Genomic DNA, 18772 nt, shown 5'->3' on the forward strand with positions numbered 1-18772 from the left:
AAAATGCCGGAGCCGGGCAGTCCCCCAACTGCCCGGCTCCGGATCAAAGCGGTTCCGCCAGGAATGCCCTCCCCAAAGGCACCGGCGGGTCCCCCGCTTTCCGGACGCGGTTCCCCCATCCGCGTCCTTTATCAAGAAAGTCTGTCGCCCTCTCCCGAGGACTTGCTTCAACACTACAAGGGGCCCTGTCATGAAGTCGTCATAGGCAGGTTGATTTCCGGCCTACATCCGAACGGGCTCCGCCCGCCCGTGCTACCTCCCGAGGTCCAGCCTGACCTCGGTGCCCTTCTGGAGCGACCGGCTCACCGTGCAGTGGCGCTCGTGGACCCGCTCGGCGACGGCCTCGAAGACCTCGCCGGAGTCCTCCGGGGGCAACTCCACGTCGTAGGTCACCGTGACCGAGCGCAGCAGCGTCGGGCTCTCCTTCTCGGCGGAGACCTCGACGGCCAGCCGCACGAGCCGGTGGCCGCGCTTGGCGGTGAGCGGCTCGACCGTCATGACGTTGCAGCCGCCGACGGCGGCCAGCAGCAGCTCCACCGGGCTGAACAGGCCGTCACCGGAGCCCATCGTGATCTCGGCGCCGCGCTCGTTGCGGGCGACGAACCCGTCCTCGGTCCGCTCGACGCGTACAGAGCCCATGACCTCACCCTACTGGCAGCGCCAGCCGGACGAGTGTTCCTCCGCCGGGGGCGGGAGCGGCCGACACGCTGCCGCCGTGGCTGTCCACGACCTGGCCCACGATGGCCAGGCCCAGCCCCGATCCGGGTAGCGCCCGCGCCGAAGGCGCGCGGTAGAAGCGGTCGAAGACGTGCGGCAGGTCATCCGGCGAGATGCCGGGGCCGTGGTCGCGCACCGTCAGCACGCCGCCCCGCAGCGACACCTCGACCAGGCCGCCGGCCGGGCTGTACTTGGCCGCGTTGTCGAGCAGGTTGGCGACGGCCCTGGCGAGCCGGTCGGGCACACCCCGCACCACCGTCGGCTCGGCCGACACGGAGTACGCCGTCGACGGCCAGTGCCTGGCCGCCCTGGTGACCTCCCGCTCCACGAGCTCGTCGAGGCGCACGCTCTCCACGAGCACGGCGGGCTCCTCGTCGCGAGCCAGCTCGACCACGTCGGAGACGAGCGCCGTGAGCTCCTCCAGCCCGCTCACCACGGCCCGGCTCACCTCCTTGCGGACCTCCTGCGGCAGGTCGCCTCTCATCAGCAGCTCGACGTTGGTCCGCAGGGCGGTGAGTGGCGTGCGCAGCTCGTGGGAGGCGTCGGCGACGAGGCGCTTTTGCGACTTGGCGGAGCGTTCCAGCGCGTCGAGCATGGCGTTGAAGCTGCGGGCCAGGCTGCTCAGCTCGTCGTCGCCCGTCACGTCGATGCGGGTGGTCAGGTCCCGGGTGGTCGCCACCCGTCCCGCCGCGTCCTTGAGCGCGTTGACCGGCCGCAGCGCGGCCCGGGCGGCCAGCCAGCCGAGCGCCCCCGACAGCACCAGGCCGCCGAGCGCCACGGCGAGGAAGGGCCAGCCCAGGTCGTCCACGTCGGCGAGAGCGGCCAGCACGCCGTCGGGGGGCGGGTCGCCGTAGCCTCCGTAGTTCTCGTACGTCCCGTAATGGTCCATCGCCCACTCGACCCGGCGGCAGGTGATGACGTAGGCGGCCACGATCACGACGATCACGCTCACCGCGCCGGCCAGCGCGGAGGCCATCGCGAGCCGCCAGCGGAGCTTCACCGCTCCTCCCCGGTGGCGGAAGGAGCGGCGGGCTCCCTGAGCGCGTACCCGAGGCCGTGGACGGTGTGGATCAGCCGCGACTCGCCCGCCGCCTCGGTCTTCTTGCGCAGGTAACCGATGTAGACCTCCAGCGGGTTGGACCCGGGCCGGAAGCCGTAGCCCCAGATGCGTTCGAGGATGACCTGCCGGGTCAGCACCTGACCGCCGTTGCGGATCAGCAGATCCAGCAGGGCGTACTCGGTCCTGGTCAGGTCGATGAGCCGCCGGCCGCGCCGGGCCTGCCTGCTGTCGGGCAGCAGGACCAGGTCGGCGAAGCCGGCCTCCGGGGGAGGCGCGGCGCGGCGCAGCAGGGCGCGCACCCGGGCGAACAGCTCCTCCAGCGCGAACGGCTTCACCAGGTAGTCGTCGGCGCCCGCGTCGAGACCGGCCACCTTGTCGCCGATGCCGTCCAGGGCGGTCAGCATGAGCACCGGCAGCCGGTTGCCGTCTCCGCGCAGCGTCCGGCAGACCTCGATGCCGTTCATGCCCGGCATGAGCACGTCGAGCACCACGAGGTCGGGCGCCGCGCCGCCGATGACGTCGAGCGCGTCCATGCCGTCCCCGGCGGTCGCCACGCCGTACCCCTCCACACGGAGCGCCCGGGCGATCGCGTCGCGGACTTCGGGTTCGTCGTCGACGACAAGCACCTGTGTCTTGACCACGCCGCCATTGTGACGTGCGGAGATGAGAGGTTGCTAAGCGTTCGCCCCCGCGCTCAGGCGTCGGGGTGTTTGGACAGATAGTCGACGTAGACCGGCCGTAGCGCGTCGCCGAGCTCGCCCTCGCCCGCCCCGATCGCGTCGCTGAGCAGCGCCGAGACCCTGCTGAGGTCGTTCGCGGTCTCGTCACTGTTGCCGCTGGCGGCCTCGGCCGCCGGGATGACCTTCAGCAGGTCCCACAGGAATCCCAGGTCGCCGTGCCGTACGGCGTAGCGCACGGCGCGGTCGTGCAGCTCCTTCGCGGGGAGCGACTCGAGCTCTTCCACGTCCATCCGATCTCACCCCCAACTCGTCGGTTTCCCCCAGGTTTGCCGCTTATACCCCCGAGGCGGGAGAAAGACCGCCGGAATCGGATGGGCTTTTTGCCGCTCCTCCCCGCCCCCGGCGCAGGCCGCCTATTCCGGCCACACGCGAACCGCGCACTCTTTGCCGTGCCATGGAAGGATTCTTGAGGTGAAGGTCATACTCAAGATCATCGTGGTGGCCGCGGCCCTGTGGGCGTCCACCAAGCTGGTGGACGGCATCACCGTCAGCGCCGGCTCCACCGCCAAGCAGATCGGCACCCTCCTCGCGGTCGCGCTGATCTTCGGCCTCGTGAACGCCGTCATCAAGCCGATCATCAAGACGATCGGCTGCGCGTTCTACGTGATCACGCTCGGCCTGTTCGCCCTGGTGGTGAACGCGGCCCTGCTGCTGCTCACGAGCTGGCTCGCCGAGCAGCTCGACCTCCCCTTCCACGTCGACGGGTTCGTGGCCGCCTTCTGGGGCGCCATCGTCGTGGGCGTGATCAGTTGGATCCTCAACATGATCCTCGGCGACGACTGACCGGCCCGGGGCGGGTGTGCCATCCGCCCCCGGGTCACTCCCGCTGAAAAGCATGTAATCTGAGTAGGGAATGCAGGCTTAGTCGAGAGGCGGGCAGATGAGCGTGGACGTGCACCAGCACCTGTGGACGCCGTCCCTCGTCGACGCGCTGCGCCGCCGCACCCGCCCGCCCTACCTGGACGGATGGACGCTCGTCCTCGACGGCGAGCCGCCGTACGAGGCGGATCCGGCCGACCACGACGTGGAGATCCGGCGCGAGCGCAACGCCCACCTCGACCTCGCTCTCGTCTCCCTGTCGAGCCCGCTCGGGATCGAGCACCTGCCGCCGGAGGAGGCGTGGCCGCTCATCGACGCCTACCACGCCGACGCCCGCGCGCTGCCCGCGCCGTTCGGCGCCTGGGCGGCCGCCCCGGTGACCGACCCCGATCCCGTACGGCTCTCGCGCACCCTCGGCCGCGCCCTCGACCAGGGCCTGGCCGGGCTGCAGCTCCCGGCGACCGCGCTCGGGGACGCCCGGGGGCTGGCCCTGGCCGCCCCGCTGCTCGACGTGCTGGAGGACCGCGGCCTGCCGCTGTTCGTCCATCCGGGCCCCGCCGCCGCGGCGGGCCCGGCGTGGTGGGCGGCCGTCGTGCCGTACGTGCAGCAGATGCACGCCGCCTGGTACGCGTTCGAGGCGTTCGGCCGGCCCCGGCATCCCCGGCTGAAGGTGTGCTTCGCGCTGCTGGCCGGACTGGCCCCGCTGCACAGGGAGCGCCAGTTGAGCCGGGGCGCCGCCGGGCGCGGCCTGGTGGACCCCGATCTGTTCCTGGAGACGTCGTCCTACGGCCCCCGGGCCGCCGACGCGGTGATCCGCGAACTCGGGATCGACGTCCTCGTCGCCGGGAGCGACCAGCCGTACGCCGAGTCGGCGTGGCCGGACCCCGGCGACCCCGCACAACGAGCCGTCGATCACGCCGTCCGCGTGGCCAATCCCGGCCGCCTGCTGTCCCGGAAGGAGTCGCACCAATGAGCACGCCCACGATCCAGGAAGGCGCGCTCTGTGCCTCCTTGACCGACCTGGCCCCCGTCGGCGACCTGCCCGCCCGCGCGCTCGACCGCCGCGAACTGCTCGCCCTGGTCGAGGACCTGGCCGCGCGGCCCGAACTGTGGCGTCACCACCTCAACTTCCAGGGCGCGGAGGACGGGGGACGCCACTACGTCTCGCTGCACCGCGACTCGTACGTGGACGTGTGGCTGCTGTGCTGGCGGCCCGGGGACGACACCGGCTGGCACGACCACGACGTCTCCTCCGGCGCGGTCCGTGTGGTGGCCGGCGAGCTGAAGGAGTGCAATCCGCGCATCGGCGGCGTCCACCTGGAGACGCCGGTCGCGGCGGGCGAGGCCTTCTCGTTCGGGCCCGACCACATCCACCGGCTGACCGGCGAGGCGCCCGGCTCGGTCTCCATCCACGCGTACTCGCCACCGCTGTGGCGCATGGGGCAGTACTCCATCACCGACGACGGGACCATGCGCCGCCTTTCGGTCGGGTACGCGGACGAATTGCGCCCGCTCGACCCGGCTTAGGGCGGCGCGAGTAGTTCGATCATCACCGAGGGTGACGCTAGGCTGCTGCCATGACCAGCGTGCTCGATGACTGGCTTCAGCCCCGTCCGGGAGGCGGGGCCGGGGGCGTCTCCGATCGGCTCTCCCGGCTCCGGCCCCCGGTGGGCGAGCGGCGGGACGACGGGGACGACGCCGATCACCCCGACGCCGATCACCCCGACGCCGATCAGCCCGACGCCGATCAGCCCGACGCCGGCCTCATCCCCACGGGCCCCCAGACGCGGTTCCACGAGCGCATGACCTACGGCCTGCGCACCGCCCTGAACGCGCAGGTCCCGGGCGACCTGGTGGCGGTCAGCCGGATGGACGTCCTGCTGGGGCCTGATCGGCGCGCCCGTCCCGACGTGTCCCTGGTGGACGACCTCGCCGCCTCCGACGACCGGAGGACCTGTTATCTCGCCGAGGAGGTGCGCCTGGTCATCGAGGTCGTCGGCCCCGACTCGGCCGCTTCGGACCGCGACGTGCGGCCGCGGCACTACGCGGCGGCCGGCATCCCCCACTTCTGGCGGGTCGAGGAGAGCGCCGACTTCCGGCCCTTCGTCTACTCCTTCGCACTCGACGCCGACGGCGCCGGATATCAGGTGACCGGCGTCCACCACACCCGCCTCGCGGTGGACGCCCCCTTCCCCATCGCCATCGACCTCGAACGGCTGCCGCGCTGACTCAGCCCGGCTGTCCCCGCGCCGGGCGTGCCGCGAGCACACCCGACGCCAGTTGGAGGGCGCACGCCCCCAGCCCTGCCAGCAGGGGCACGGTCCAGCCGCCGGACAGTTCGTGAAGCAGGCCGAACGCGAGCGGCCCGATCGCGGCCAGCACGTAACCGCTCGACTGGGCGACCGCCGACAGCGCGGTCACCGAGGCCGGATCGGGCGCCCGCAGCGTGATGATCAGCAGGGCGAGCGCGATGGAGGCCCCCTGGCCGAGCCCGAGGATGATCATCCACAGCCACGGCGTGGTGGTGGGCGCGAGCAACACGCCCAGATATCCGCCGATGGTCAGCAGCACGGCCACGACCACGTGCGGCACCTGGGAACGGGCCCGGCCCGCGTGCAGGGGGACGGCCAGCGCCGCGGCGATCTGCACGAGATTCGTCAGGCCCAGCAGATATCCCGCCTCGTCGGCCGGCAGGCCGGCGGCCTGGAACACGGTGGGCAGCCAGGCCAGCAGGACGTAGAAGGTCAGCGACTGCAGACCCATGAACGCCATGACCGGCCACGTCGCCGGTGTCCGGAGCAGGGCCGCGTACGGCCGGCGGCCGGGGTCGCCGGACCGGGAACGGCCGTCCCGCCCCGCCGCCGTCACCGTCGCCGCAAGGTCCTGCGCGGCCGGCCTCGTGAGCGCCACCCACCACAGGGCCGCCGCCAGCAGCGCGAGCAGGGTCGCCGACCCCGCCGCCGCCCGCCAGCCGACCTGCCCGGCCAGCGGGACCATCGTCGCCGAGGCGATGGCGGCCCCACTGACCATGACCGAGACGTACAGGCCGGTGAAGAGCCCGATCCTGCCGGGGAAGTGCTGCTTGACGAGACCTGGCATGACGACGTTCATGACGGCGATGGCCGTGCCGGCCAGGGCGGCGCCGCAGTACAGCGTGGGCACGCCGTCCGCGCTGCGCAGGGCGACACCGGCGGCCAGGACGAGCAGACCGGCCAGCAGCGTGCGGTCCAGCCCGATCCGGGTGGCCAGCCCGGGCGCGGCCGGGGCGAGCAGACCGAGGCACGCCACCATCACCGTGGTGATGGCACCGCCCCCGGCGGGGCTGAGGCCGAGGTCCCGCATGATGGCCGGGAGGAGCGGTGACACGCCCGCGAGAGCGGGCCTCAGGTTGAGCGCCGCCAGGACGAAACCGCCCACCAGCAGCAGCTTTCCCCGATTGTCCGTGATCCTCCTCATCATTCGCCAAACCCTACCGGGACGGTGTCGCGCGCCCGCCCGTCCCCCGGCCGGGGTGGCCGGCGCTAGGGTTCGGTCGGGAGGTGGGCGGTCATGGCGGAGGAGCACGTCCAGTCGCTGGCCCGGGGTCTGGCCGTGATCCGGGCGTTCGACGCGGCGAGCCCGGAGCTGACGCTCAGCGAGGTGGCCCGCAAGACCGGTCTCACCCGCGCCGCGGCGCGCAGGTTCCTGCTGACGCTCGCCGGCCTGGGCTACGTGCGGACCGACGGGCGCCTCTTCTCCCTGTCGCCCCGGGTGCTCGATCTGGGCTACGCCTACCTGTCGAGCCTCTCCCTGCCCGAGGTCGCGCTGCCGCACCTGGAGCGGCTCGTCGCCGAGGTGCACGAGTCGGCGTCGGTCTCCGTGCTGGACGACACCGACATCGTCTACGTGGCCCGTGTGCCGACGGCCCGGATCATGCGCGTGACGATCGCGATCGGCACCCGCTTCCCGGCGTACTGCACCTCCATGGGGCGGGTGCTGCTCGCGGGGCTCCCCCCGGAGGATCTCGACGCCTACCTCGCCCGCGCCGATCTGGAGCGGCTGACCCCGCACACCACCACCTCGCCGGTCGCCCTGCGCACCGCCCTCGACCGCGTACGGGCCCAGGGCTGGGCCGTGGTGGACCAGGAGCTGGAGGAGGGACTGCGCTCGATCGCCGCGCCGATCAGGGACCGCGGCGGCCGGGTGGTGGCGGCGCTCAACGTCTCCTCGCACGCCAGCCGCACCACCCTGGAGTCGGCCCGCCGCGACCTGCTCCCCCCGCTGCTCGCCACCGCCGCCAGGATCGAGGCCGACCTGCGCGCCACCGGAGGCGGGAGCCGCGCACAGCCCGGCAGTCCGTGACCCGGCAGACCCCCCACGTCCCCACAAAAGCGACCATCTCTCACCAAGGAACTGACAACGTTGTCTAGGGCCATGAAATGGGAGATGATCCCTGCGTGGGAGAGACCAGACGCGGCCGTCCGACCATGAACGACGTGGCCGCCGCGGCCGGTGTGGCGCTCAAGACCGTCTCCCGCGTCGTCAACAGCGAGCCAGGCGTCAACGCCGCGACCGCGAACCGGGTGCAGGCGGCGATCGAGCGGCTCGGCTACCGCCGCAACGACAGCGCGCGCATCCTGCGCCGGGGCCGCACGGCGAGCATCGGCCTGGTGATCGAGGACGTGGCCGACGCCTTCTACTCCAGCCTCAGCCGCGCCGTGGAGGACGCCGCGCTGCACCACGGCTATCTGCTGTTCACCGGGTCGTCCCGGGAGGACGCGGCCCGCGAGCGCGATCTCGTGCTCGCCTTCTGCGCCCGCCGCGTGGACGGGCTGATCATCGTGCCGGCTGGGAGCGACCACGGCTACCTCGCGCCCGAGTTCGAGGCCGGGATCAAGGCGGTCTTCGCCGACCGGCCGCCGGGCGCGGGGTGCGAGGCGGACACCGTCCTGTGCGACAACGCGGGCGGGGGCCGGACCGGCACGGCCCACCTGATCGCGCACGGCCATCGCCGCATCGCCTTCCTCGGCGACTCCCCCGGGATCTTCACGGCCGCCGAACGGCTGCGCGGTTACCGGCAGGCGCTGGCCGCCGCCGGCCTGCCGTACGACGAGGGCCTGGTGGTCATGGCGCCGCCGGACCCGGCACGGATGCGGGCCGACCTTGCCCGGCTGCTCACGGCGTCCGACCCTCCGACCGCGTTGCTGGCCGGCAACGGCCGCACCACCGTGGAGACCCTGCGGGCGCTGGCGTCGCTCACGGGCGCCGCCGACGCGGGCGCCGCGGGCGGCCTCGCGCTGGTGGGGTTCGACGACTTCGAACTGGCCGACCTGCTGGGCATCACCGTGGTGGCGCAGGATCCCGCCCGGCTCGGCCGTACGGCCGCCGACCTGCTGTTCATGCGCCTGTCCGGGGACGAGGAGCCGACCAGCAGGATCGAACTGGCTACGCGGCTGGTTCCGCGGGGCTCGGGCGAGCGCCCTCCCCTGCCCCTCCGGGACCGTACGGCGGGCTGACGCGGGACGACAGGGCGCCGCGCAGATCACCCCGCAGCGCGAGCACGACGGCGATCACGCCGCAGCCCGACAGCGCGATGGCGAGATGGGCGGGCACGAGTTCGGCGAGGGCGCCCGAGGCGGCGGCGCCCAGCGCCTGGGCCGTCATCAGACCGGACATCTGCAGGCCGAACGCCTGCCCGCGCGCGGCCTCGGGAACCGCGTCGAGGAACCGCCGCTGGAGCCCTAGGTTGTAGGCGAGCCCCGCCGCAGCCAGGGCGGCCAGCGCCGCCGCCCCGGCGACCCCCGGCCGGGCGGCGAACCCGAGCAGCGGCACGCCCAGCAGGAGCGCCAGCGGGAGGGTCAGCCGTTCGCGCGCGGCGGGCGGGGCGAACCTGCCGACGGCGAACTCCCCCACGCCCATGCCCGCCGCCGCGGCGGCCAGCACGACTCCCGCGCCCCACGCCGATCCCTCACCCGTGAGGTAGGGCACGTAGACGGCCTCCGCGCCGATCGAGAGCATCGGCGGCAGCCACCCGGCCAGCAGCAGTCCCCGGACGGCGCGGTCGGCCAGCAGCGCCCGGTTGACCCGCAGCGTCGTCCGTACGGCCCCCGCCCGGCGTGCGGAACGCGCCGGGCGGTCGCGCAGCCCGAACCCGGTCAGCGCCGCGCTGCCCAGCGAGAGCGCGGCGGTGATCAGCAGCGCCCTGTGCGGGCCGGTCACGGCGAGCAGACCCCCGCCGACGGCCAGCCCGGCGACCTGCGCCCCCGCCGAGGTCGTGGTGAACAGGGCGCGGCCGAGCACGTACGCGTCCCCCGCCAGCACGTCGGGCAGCACGGCGGTGCGCGCGGCCGAGAACAGGGGTGCGGGCACGCCCGCCGCGAACACCAGCGCGAGCATGGCCCCGATCGGCAGGTCCCCGAGGCCGAGGACGAGACATGTGGCCACGCGCAGAAGGTCGCCCGCGACCATGAGGGCCCGCGGGCGCCACCGGTCGGCGAGCGCCAGCAGGAGCATCCCGCCCGCCACCTGCGGCAGGAACCCGATCATGTACGCCAGCGCGGCCAGCCCGGGTGACCCCGTCCGCGCGTAGACCAGCACGGAGAACGCGAGCATCTTCACGGTGTCGCCCAGGACCAGCAGAAGCTGGCTCCCGAAGAGCACGCGGAACTCCGGGACGGCGAAGCACGCCCGGAACGTCGATCTCTCCTGGTTCGCGGCCACGGTCACGGCCCACCTCCTTGGCGCACATGCTCGGCCCGCCGCCTCGGGCCGCGCTAACGTTTCGGAAACTGCCGAAGGGTGGGCGTGTGTACCGGATCGAGGTGAGCCCGCAGGACGTCGCGGCCAGCCGTTTCGCGACCTCCCCGCTCAACGAGACCATGCACGCGATGTGGATGCTGTCGGGGCGGCTGGAGGCGGGCGCGCACGCGTCCTGGGCCGCGACGGCGCGCCCCCGGTTCGCCCGGCTGCTGGCCGGCAACCCGGGGGCGCGGGCGATGGTCGCGCTGTTCCGCCAGGGGGCCTACATCGCCGACTTCATCGCGCCGCCGCCCACGGGGATCAACGTCTCCTTCGCCGAGGAGATCGCGGCGATGCGGGCCACCCCCCTGGAGCGGGCGCGGGCCGAGATCGCGATGTCGCTGGACGGGCGGCCGCCCCCGCGCGCCGAGATCATGGAGGTCCTGGAGCACGACGACGTGGTCGCGTTCCTGGCCGACGGGCTCGAGCGCACCTGGACCGAGCTGGTCGCGCCGCAGTGGCCCCGCTTCCACGCGATCCTGGAACGCGACGTGATCCAGCGGGCCGGGCGGCTGGCGACGTACGGCTGGGCGGCGGCTCTCGACGACCTCGGCCCACGGGTCCGCTGGCGACCGGCGTCGGCCCTCATCGAGGTGGCGGCCTCCGGCGACCGGGACGAGCGGCACCGGCTCGGCGGCCGCGGCCTGCTGTTCCTGCCCAGCCTCTTCGTCCGCAAGGTGATCGCCTACCTCGACGAGGCGTGGCCGTACGCGCTGGTGTATCCGGCGCGGGGGGTGGCGGCGGCGCAGCCGCGGGCGGGCGGCGCGGCGGCGCTCGCCGGGCTGGTCGGCAGGTCCCGGGCCCGGATCCTGGCCGAGCTGGAGACCCCGGCGACCACCACGCAGCTCGCCGCCCGCCTCGGGCTGGCGCTCGGCACGGCCGGCGGCCACCTGACCGCGCTGCGCGCGGCCGGGCTGGTCGCCGGCACCCGGGTCGGGCGGCAGGTCCTCTACCGGCGCACCCCTCTCGGGGACGCGCTGATGGCCGGCCGGCTCGACTCCTGAGACTCAGCCCTTGAGACTCAGCCCTTGAGCGCGCCCGCCATGAGACCGCGCATGAAGAACCTGCCGAGCAGCACGTAGATGACCATCGTGGGAATGGACGCCAGGATCGCCGCCGCCATCTGCTGGCTGTACGGCGTCGTCACGGCGCCCGCGATGTTGTTGAGCATGACCGTGGTCGGCCAGGAGCTCGGCCCGGTGAGGAAGACCGCGAACAGGAAGTCGTTCCACATCGAGGTGAACTGCCAGATGATCACCACGGCGAACGCCGGGCCGGAGACCGGCAGCACGATCGACCAGAGCGTCCGCAGCATCCCCGCACCGTCGACGCGGGACGCCTCGATGAGCTCGTCGGGGATCGTGACGTAGTAGTTGCGGAAGATCAGCGTGCAGATCGGGATGCCGTACACCACATGGGCGAGGACCAGGCCCGGGATGCCGCCGTACAGCTGCACGCCGAGGGTGTCGCCCACGTTCACCATGAGCTGCACCAGCGGGATCATCACGCCCTGGTAGGGGATGAACATGCCGAACAGGAACAGCGTGAACAGCACGTCGGCGCCGGGGAAGCGCCACTTGGACAGCACGTACCCGTTCAGCGCCCCGAGGGCGGCGGAGATCAGCGAACCGGGGACCGCGAGCAGGAAGCTGTTGACGATGCCGGGTTCGAGCTTCTCCCAGGCGACGCTCCACGCCTCGGTCGTCCACACCTTGGGGAGGTTCCACGCCTGCGTGGGGTCGGCCTCGGTAAGCGGCTTGAAGCTCGTGACCAGCAGCACGTAGACCGGGATCAGGAAGACCAGGACGAACAGCAGCAGCAGGACGAGCCGCACCCACGTGCCGGCCCGGCCCTTGTCGCGGACCGGGGCGGCGGGCGCCGTACGCGGGGCCTTCTCGGCGGCTTGCGCGGTCATGAGCGCTTCCCCTTACGGGCGTCCCAGATCAGGTAGGGCACGACGAAGACGGCGACGGACAGCACGATGTAGGACGCGATCGTCGCGCCCTTCGCCGGGTCGTGGGAGTCGTAGACCGCCGTCCACATGAACGTCGCGGGCACGTCGGTGATGATCTGCTTGCCCGACACCGCGACGACGAGGTCGAAGACCTTGAGCGAGATGTGGCCGAGGATGATCAGCGCGGACAGCGTCACCGGGCGCAGCATCGGCAGCACCACGTGCCGGTAGACCCCCCATTCGCTGCAGCCGTCCACCCGGGCGGCCTCGCGCAGCTCTTCCGGCACGCCCCGGAACCCGGCGAGGAACAACGCCATGATGTATCCGGACATCTGCCAGATCGCCGGGATCGCCATCGCAGCCATGCCCCAGTCGGGGTCGCGGAACCACTGCCACTGCAGGAAGTCGAGCCCCGCGTAGTGGAAGAGCCGGTTGAGCCCGACCGCCTGCTCACCCGTCGCGCTGTTCATCAGCCACCGCCAGACCACGCCGGTGGCGATGAAGGAGACGGCCATCGGGAACAGGTAGACGGCGCGGAAGCCGCTCTCCGCCCGGATGCCCTTCTCCATCAGGAAGGCGAGGAGCCAGCCGAGAACGAGCGCGCCGCCGACGAAGACCACGGTGAAGACGATCGCGTGGCGGACCGACAGGCCCCAGCGCTCCTCGCTCCAGATGCCGGTGAAGTTCTCCAGCCCGACGAAGTTGCCGGGGATCTCCGCGATCTCGTCGTGCTTGTCGGTCATGGCGAGCTTGAAGTTCCAGCCCAGCAGGCCGTACACGAAGACCGCGATGAGGATGATCGACGGCGACACCAGGAGTAGCCCGGGCAGCCATCTGCGCACCCGCGTCACTTGTACCTCTCAGAAGATCAAGTACGGCCCACGCCTCGCCGTTGCCGGACAGGGGCGTGGGCCGTACGAGGAGATCAGCTCACTGGCCGCTGTTCTTGGCCGCCGCGACCAGCGCCTGCTGGAACTTGGCGACGTCCTTGTCCTGCTGGAACAGGCCGACCGCGTCGGTGATCGCCTGACGCCACTGGTCGTTGGCGACCACGCCGTGCTGGATCGAGCCGGCCAGCTTGTCGCTCGACCACTGCTCCAGGTCCCAGGACAGGTAGTCCTTGTAGAGGGACTGGTCGGCGTCCTTGCGGGCCGGAATCGAGCCCTTCAGCGGGTTGAACGCGTCCTGGCCCTCCTTGCTGGCGGCCACCTTCAGCCACGCGATCGCGCCGTCGCGGTTGGGCGCGCCCTTCGGCAGGGTGAAGCTGTCCGACAGCCACATGAAGGTGCCGTCCGTGCCCGGCGACGCGGCCCAGTCGAAGTCCTTGTGCGACTCCTTGCCGAGACCGCCCTCCGGCGGGTTGTGGAAGTAGCCGTAGGCCCAGTCGCCCATGATGTTGAAGGCCGCCTCGCCGTCGGCGACCTGCTTGGCCGCCGGCTGCCAGTCGTCCTGCGGGCTGCCCGCGTACGACAGGATGGTCTTGAAGTTCTCCAGCGCCTTGGTCACGTTCGCGTTGGACCAGTCGGCGTTGGCCGTCCACAGGGCGTTGTAGGCGTCGGTGCCGAGGGAGCCGAGCAGCACGGACTCGAGCAGGTGCACCAAGGTCCACTGCGAGCCGATCGACAGCGGGATCTTCCCGGACTTCTTGACCTTGTCGAGGTCGGTGATGAACTCCTCGACGGTCTTCGGCGCGCCGTCGATGCCGGCCTTCTTGAGGACCGAGGGGTTGAACCACAGGACGTTCGACCGGTGGATGTTCACCGGCACGGAGTACACCTGGCCCTGCACCGAGATCTGGTCGATGAGCTGCTGCGGGAAGACCTCCTTGAGCTTCAGCTCGTCGTACAGGAAGTTCAGCGACTCCAGCTTGCCGCTCTTGATGTAGCCCTGAAGCTCGGCGCCGGCGTGGCCCTGGAAGGTGTCCGGGGGCTGGTTGGCCTGCAGCTTGCTGGACAGCAGCGCGCGGGCCTGGTCGCCCGAGCCGCCCGCCACCGCGGCGTCGAAGAACTCGAAGTTCGGGTTCTGCTTGGCGAAGATCCCACGCATCGCCTTGAGGCCGTCGGCCTCACCGGGACCCGTCCACCACGAGAAGACCTCGACCTTCTTCGCGGCCTGACCGCCTCCGCTCTCCTGCTTGTCACCGCCACCACAGGCGGAAAGAGTGAGCAGACCTGCAACAGAGACCGCGACGGCCGCCATCCACCGTCGTCTCATCGCAACATTCCCTTCAGGCTTTTCACGAGGATTTCGGGCCCCCGAAGACACATATGGCTGACAACGTTGTCAGCAGGCCCAATCAACCCACTTCCACCGGCACGCCGTCAAGTTTGTGCCGATAACGTCTCTGCATACGGGCCCTGGCACGGTGTTAGGGGCGTGCGTCAAAGCGATCGCCGCGACCGGGGCCCGGGAAATTGTCGGCGCGGGCGCTCACACTGCAGGCATGACGGTCACACAACAGGGGGGACCAGATCATCTGTCGGAGGACGACCTGCCGGACATGGCGGACGTCGAGTCTCCGCAATGGGCGCGACACTACGGCACGATGGCCGGGCTCGGCTTCCTCACGGTCGCACGGCGACTGCCCCGGCTGATCCGGCAGGCGCTGGGCATCGCCTGGGAGGCGAGTTCCCGCGACACCGTGGCCACGGTCACGTTGAGCACACTCGGCGGCGTCTTCACCGCCTTCGGCCTGCTCGCCACGACGGGCGTGCTGACCGCGCTGTTCCAGGCGGGCCCCACTCCGGAGCGGGTCCGGGCCGCGCTGCCCAGCCTGCTGCTCGTGGGCCTGGCCGCCACCGCGCGCACGGCCCTGCAGGCGGGGTCCAACTGGGCCCAGTCCCGGCTCGAACCCCAGGTCAGCCGGATCACGGAAGAGCGCCTCTACACACTGACCAGCCGGGTCGACCTCGTCAGCTTCGACGACCCCGAGTTCCACGACGCCCTGCAGCGGGCCCGCATCCGCGGCATGCAGATGGCCGAGATGATCGTGAGCACGACCATCGACACGCTGTCGGGCCTGGTCGGCATCGTGGCCGCGGCGGGCGTGCTGGGCGTGCTGCATCCCGTGCTGCTGCCCCTGCTCCTGCTCGCGGTCGTCCCCGACGCCTGGGCGGCCGTCCGGACCGCCAGGATGCGCTACACGACCGCCCTGGTGCTCGTCCCGGCCAGACGGCGCAAGTGGATCATCGAGGAACTGCTGGCGGACAAGGACACCGCGGCCGAGGTCCGCACGTTCACCATGCGCGGCTTCCTGCTGCGGATGTTCGACGCGGTCGCCCGGGGCGAGCAGCGGGTCATGCTCGACCTCGCGCGACGGCAGACCGTCGCCCGCGTCCTCGGCGAGGCCTTGGGCGGTCTGGGGCAGGGCGCGGTCTACGTCGCGCTCGGCCTGCTGCTCGCGGCGGGCGCGGTGCCCCTCGCGGTGGCCGGCACCGCGGTGCTGGCCATCCGGTCCGGCCAGACCTCGCTCTCGAACTTCATGTACGCGACGAACCGGCTCTACGAGGAGGGCCTCTACTTCACCGACTTCCTGGACTTCATCGCGCACGCCGAGAGCCGCATCCCACCCGCCCGCGAACGGACGGCCCCCGACGACTTCGGCCGCATCACGGTCGAGGAGGTCGCCTTCTCCTATCCCGCCGCGCCGGCCCCCGCCCTGCGCGGGGTGTCGGTCCGCATCGAGCGCGGGGAGGTCGTGGCCCTCGTCGGCGAGAACGGGTCGGGCAAGACGACCCTCGCCAAGATCCTCGCCGGGCTGTACGAGCCGGACGGCGGCCGTGTCCGGTGGGACGACGTCGACCTGGCCGAGGTCGATCCGGACAGCCTGCGCCGCAGGATCGCGGTCATCGCCCAGGACCACACGCGGTGGCCGCTGACCGCCCGCCACAACATCACGATGGGCATGGAGAAGGGCGAGAGCGAGGTGGTCCGCGCCGCCGAGGTCGCCGGTGCCGACCAGGTCATCGCCGAGCTCCCGTACGGCTACCGCACGCTGCTCGACCGCCGGTTCAAGAACGGCCAGGAGCTGTCGGGCGGGCAGTGGCAGCGCATCGCGGTGGCCCGCGGGTTCTATCGGGACGCACCCCTGCTCATCTGCGACGAGCCCACGGCCGCCCTCGACGCCAGGGCGGAGCACGCGTTGTTCGAGCGGATCCGGCGGCACGCCGACGGCCGGACCGTGCTGCTCATCACGCACCGCCTCGCCAGCGTCCGCTACGCCGACCGCATCTACGTGCTCGACCACGGCAAGGTGCGCGAGCACGGCACGCACGAGGAGCTGATCGCCCTCGACGGCCTCTACGCCGACCTCTACAACCTCCAGGCGGAGGCGTATCGCACGGCCTGACCCGCGTGACCGGCCTGCTCACGAGCGGGCCGGGCACGTGTACGTGTCAGGAGGCCTGCTCGCAGCCGGGGAGCATGTCGCGCATGGTGAGCACGTCCTTGTAGTACTGGATCTTCCGCTGGATCCCGCTCTGCTTCTGGCGCAGGTCGGCGATCTGGGCCTCGACCTTCCGGTCGTGCTCCGCCAGCAGCGCGATCCTGTCCTCGATGGTGTGCTCGCCCTGCCGTACGAGCTGGGCGAAGCGCAGCATCTCCGCGATCGGCATACCGGTGTCGCGCAGGCAGCGGATCATGCCGAGCCAGCTCACGTCGTCCTCGCTGAACCGCCGCTGGCCCGCCGCGTTACGGTCGACCGGCTCCAGCAGCCCGATCCGTTCGTAGTACCGAAGAGTGTCGAGGCTGAACCCGGTCTCCTCGACGACCTGTCCAGGTGTGTACACGCCCACGTCATTGATCCTGGCACATCGCATCTCGTCCACATGAAGGCTTTCGCGTACCGGTGGGTCGTTTCTGTAGGTGTCTCGCAAGTGGATCGCAACTCGCGGATTTATAACGGGTCGTGCCACATACGATCCGGTGCCCGCGTCTCCCCAGGGAGCGTCCGGGCGGCGTCCCCGATGGAGCCAGTGAGAAATGCCCGGCAACCCCCGCTCGATCGCCGGTTTGGTGACCCTTTCCGCCGCGGTTCTGCTGTCGATTCCGATGACCCCGGCCGCCGCGGCGACGCCCGGCGACCACCTCCCCTGCCGTCCCCGCAGCGGCCCTCATCTCGCCGGCAGGGACCTCACCCGGATGACGCTGCCCGTCGACCTGTCCTGCGCGGATCTCAGGGGCGCCAAGCTGGACGGCCTGACCGTGCGGAGCGTGCTCGTCGGGGCCGATCTGACCGGGGCCTCGCTCAAGGGGGCCCACCTCGGGTACGCCCAGATGGCCGGGGCCACGCTGCGCGAGGCCGACCTGTCCGAGGCCGAGCTGTACTACGCCGACCTGCGCGGCAGCGACCTGCGCGAGGCGACGATGGACGACTCCTCGCCCTACTACGCGCATTTCGAGGGTGCCGACCTGAGCGGGGCCACGATGGCGCGGGCCAAGACGTACGACGCGCAGTTCGACGACGCGAAGCTGGTCGGCGTCGATCTGACCGACGCCGCCGCCTACGGCGCGGACATGCGCCGGGCCGACCTCAGACGGGTCAAGGCGGCGAAGGCCAGCCTCTATGGCGCCACCTTCATCAAAACCGTCCTGCGGCAGGCGGATCTCAGCGGCGCGCAGCTGTACGAGTCGGTGATGACCGGCGCGGACTTCAGGGGGGCCGACCTCGCCGGGGCCGATCTGCGGGATGTCAGGGACGCCCGGCTGGCCGGGAGCAGGGGTGTGCCCAGGTTCCTGCCGGCGCCGGACCCGTCGTGCGAGCCCGGCAGCGGTCAGGACTACCGGGGCTGGGACCTCACCGCGGTCACGGCCTTCCCCGACGATCTGAGCTGCGCCGACCTGACCGGAGCCAAGCTGGACGGCGTCGACCTGACGGGGGTCAAGCTGAACCGGGCGATCCTCCGTGACGTCTCCGCCGTCGGGGCGAGCCTCCGCTCCGCCAAGGGCGCCGACCTGCGGGGCGCACGACTGCGGCGTGCCAAGCTCGGCAGCGCCGATCTCGTGGGGGCCGACCTGTCGCGGGCCGACCTGTCGGACGCGGCGCTCGGCAGCGCCGGCCTGACGCAGGCCAAGCTGGTCGGCGCCGACCTCCGTGACGCGGAGCTGATCAGCGTCACGGCCGACCAGGCCGACTTCACCGGCGCCAGGATGGACCGGGCGTACCTCCACAGCGGCAAGTACCGCGACGCGGTCTTCCGCAAGGCCACCTTGACCGACGCCGACCTCAGCGACGCCGAACTGCGGGGCGCCACCTTCGAAGGCGCCGAGGTCACCGGGCTGAAGCAGGACTTCGCCGAGGACATCGACCTGTCGGGGTCCTCCAGCCGCATGTCCGTCGGCTGGCTGGTCTTCTTCGGCATCGCCGGCCTGCTCGGTCTCTGGATCGTCGTCGGGCTGACCACGGCAAGGGTGCGGCGGAGGAGAGCCGCCAGGGCGCAGGCCGCCGAGAGAGCGGTCCGGTTCGAGGACGCCAGACGCGCGCAGGAGGAGAACGTGACCCGGTTGGGCGAGGAGATCGACGGCCTGACGGACCGGACCGGCGACGTGGACTGGAACGCGGTCCTGGACGCCTACGACGCGGCGAAGGAGGCGCTGGCGAGAGCCCACGACATGAGCGACCTGACGGACGTCGAGACCATCGTGGCGCGCGGCCGCAAGGCCCTCACCCGCCGCCGGTGAAAGCCGCTTGTGCTGGAGTGCGCTCCA

At 71.7% G+C, this 18772-nt stretch carries 19 protein-coding genes; 9 read left to right on the top strand and 10 right to left on the bottom strand.

Going from position 1 to position 18772, the window contains the following annotated elements; translation table 11 throughout:
* Window positions 1-252: 252 nt before the first annotated feature.
* The 4 genes from FH610_RS37625 to FH610_RS37640 are packed head-to-tail and all read right to left on the bottom strand — an operon-like array spanning window position 253 to window position 2747.
* Window positions 253-639 carry an OsmC family protein gene (locus FH610_RS37625; RefSeq protein WP_139580009.1) on the bottom strand — a complete coding sequence of 129 codons (387 nt, stop codon included), beginning with the start codon at window positions 637-639 and terminating at the stop codon, window positions 253-255.
* 4 nt (window positions 640-643) lie between these two features.
* Complete coding sequence (locus tag FH610_RS37630; protein WP_139580010.1) at window positions 644-1717, bottom strand: HAMP domain-containing sensor histidine kinase; 1074 nt, start codon at window positions 1715-1717, stop codon at window positions 644-646.
* On the bottom strand, window positions 1714-2418 hold the full coding sequence (locus FH610_RS37635; protein WP_139580011.1) for a response regulator transcription factor: 705 nt from the start codon (window positions 2416-2418) through the stop codon (window positions 1714-1716). Before FH610_RS37635 ends, FH610_RS37630 begins: the two co-directional genes overlap by 4 nt.
* Before the next feature lie 53 nt (window positions 2419-2471).
* Complete coding sequence (locus FH610_RS37640; protein ID WP_076438988.1) at window positions 2472-2747, bottom strand: hypothetical protein; 276 nt, start codon at window positions 2745-2747, stop codon at window positions 2472-2474.
* A gap of 181 nt (window positions 2748-2928) precedes the next feature.
* Here FH610_RS37640 and FH610_RS37645 point away from each other — a divergent pair, with 181 nt between their 5' ends.
* From FH610_RS37645 to FH610_RS37660, 4 genes are all read left to right on the top strand, one after another.
* Window positions 2929-3300, top strand: a complete 372-nt coding sequence (locus tag FH610_RS37645; protein ID WP_139580012.1) for a phage holin family protein — start codon at window positions 2929-2931, stop codon at window positions 3298-3300.
* Between the two features lie 97 nt (window positions 3301-3397).
* Window positions 3398-4309: an amidohydrolase family protein gene (locus tag FH610_RS37650; protein WP_139580013.1), complete on the top strand. Its 912-nt coding sequence runs from the start codon at window positions 3398-3400 to the stop codon at window positions 4307-4309.
* Window positions 4306-4863: a cysteine dioxygenase gene (locus FH610_RS37655; RefSeq protein WP_139580014.1), complete on the top strand. Its 558-nt coding sequence runs from the start codon at window positions 4306-4308 to the stop codon at window positions 4861-4863. Before FH610_RS37650 ends, FH610_RS37655 begins: the two co-directional genes overlap by 4 nt.
* Before the next feature lie 50 nt (window positions 4864-4913).
* A complete protein-coding gene (locus FH610_RS37660; RefSeq protein WP_139580015.1) occupies window positions 4914-5564 on the top strand; it encodes a Uma2 family endonuclease in 651 nt (216 codons plus the stop codon).
* Window position 5565: 1 nt separating this feature from the next.
* Here FH610_RS37660 and FH610_RS37665 read toward each other — a convergent pair whose 3' ends face one another.
* On the bottom strand, window positions 5566-6795 hold the full coding sequence (locus FH610_RS37665; protein WP_240809428.1) for a CynX/NimT family MFS transporter: 1230 nt from the start codon (window positions 6793-6795) through the stop codon (window positions 5566-5568).
* 90 nt (window positions 6796-6885) lie between these two features.
* Between FH610_RS37665 and FH610_RS37670 the strand changes: the two genes are divergently transcribed.
* Entirely contained in the window at window positions 6886-7677 is a 792-nt protein-coding gene (locus FH610_RS37670) for an IclR family transcriptional regulator (RefSeq protein ID WP_139580016.1), read from the top strand.
* Window positions 7678-7772: 95 nt separating this feature from the next.
* Window positions 7773-8831: a LacI family DNA-binding transcriptional regulator gene (locus FH610_RS37675; RefSeq protein ID WP_240809429.1), complete on the top strand. Its 1059-nt coding sequence runs from the start codon at window positions 7773-7775 to the stop codon at window positions 8829-8831.
* On the opposite strand, the gene FH610_RS37680 is transcribed toward FH610_RS37675, so the two are convergent.
* Complete coding sequence (locus FH610_RS37680; RefSeq protein ID WP_240809430.1) at window positions 8761-10041, bottom strand: MFS transporter; 1281 nt, start codon at window positions 10039-10041, stop codon at window positions 8761-8763. The genes FH610_RS37675 and FH610_RS37680 overlap by 71 nt on opposite strands.
* Window positions 10042-10121: 80 nt before the next feature.
* Between FH610_RS37680 and FH610_RS37685 the strand changes: the two genes are divergently transcribed.
* Window positions 10122-11117: an ArsR/SmtB family transcription factor gene (locus FH610_RS37685; RefSeq protein ID WP_240809431.1), complete on the top strand. Its 996-nt coding sequence runs from the start codon at window positions 10122-10124 to the stop codon at window positions 11115-11117.
* A 17-nt stretch (window positions 11118-11134) separates the two neighbouring features.
* Here FH610_RS37685 and FH610_RS37690 read toward each other — a convergent pair whose 3' ends face one another.
* The 3 genes from FH610_RS37690 to FH610_RS37700 all read right to left on the bottom strand — a co-directional run bounded on the left by FH610_RS37690 (window position 11135) and on the right by FH610_RS37700 (window position 14281).
* A complete protein-coding gene (locus FH610_RS37690) occupies window positions 11135-12028 on the bottom strand; it encodes a carbohydrate ABC transporter permease (protein ID WP_139580017.1) in 894 nt (297 codons plus the stop codon).
* Entirely contained in the window at window positions 12025-12909 is an 885-nt protein-coding gene (locus FH610_RS37695) for a carbohydrate ABC transporter permease (RefSeq protein WP_240809432.1), read from the bottom strand. The genes FH610_RS37690 and FH610_RS37695 overlap by 4 nt, the downstream gene beginning before the upstream one ends.
* Window positions 12910-12997: 88 nt before the next feature.
* Window positions 12998-14281: an ABC transporter substrate-binding protein gene (locus FH610_RS37700; protein WP_139580019.1), complete on the bottom strand. Its 1284-nt coding sequence runs from the start codon at window positions 14279-14281 to the stop codon at window positions 12998-13000.
* A gap of 229 nt (window positions 14282-14510) precedes the next feature.
* Between FH610_RS37700 and FH610_RS37705 the strand changes: the two genes are divergently transcribed.
* Window positions 14511-16415: an ABC transporter ATP-binding protein gene (locus FH610_RS37705; protein ID WP_139580020.1), complete on the top strand. Its 1905-nt coding sequence runs from the start codon at window positions 14511-14513 to the stop codon at window positions 16413-16415.
* Between the two features lie 46 nt (window positions 16416-16461).
* Here the strand turns inward: FH610_RS37705 and FH610_RS37710 are convergent, their stop codons facing one another.
* Complete coding sequence (locus FH610_RS37710; protein ID WP_240809433.1) at window positions 16462-16860, bottom strand: MerR family transcriptional regulator; 399 nt, start codon at window positions 16858-16860, stop codon at window positions 16462-16464.
* Between the two features lie 187 nt (window positions 16861-17047).
* On the opposite strand from FH610_RS37710, the gene FH610_RS37715 reads away from it, so the two are divergent.
* Window positions 17048-18745, top strand: a complete 1698-nt coding sequence (locus tag FH610_RS37715) for a pentapeptide repeat-containing protein (protein ID WP_139580021.1) — start codon at window positions 17048-17050, stop codon at window positions 18743-18745.
* Window positions 18746-18772: the final 27 nt, after the last annotated feature.

It is taken from the genome of Microbispora catharanthi (genome assembly GCF_006334915.2).
Classification (GTDB): domain Bacteria; phylum Actinomycetota; class Actinomycetes; order Streptosporangiales; family Streptosporangiaceae; genus Microbispora; species Microbispora catharanthi.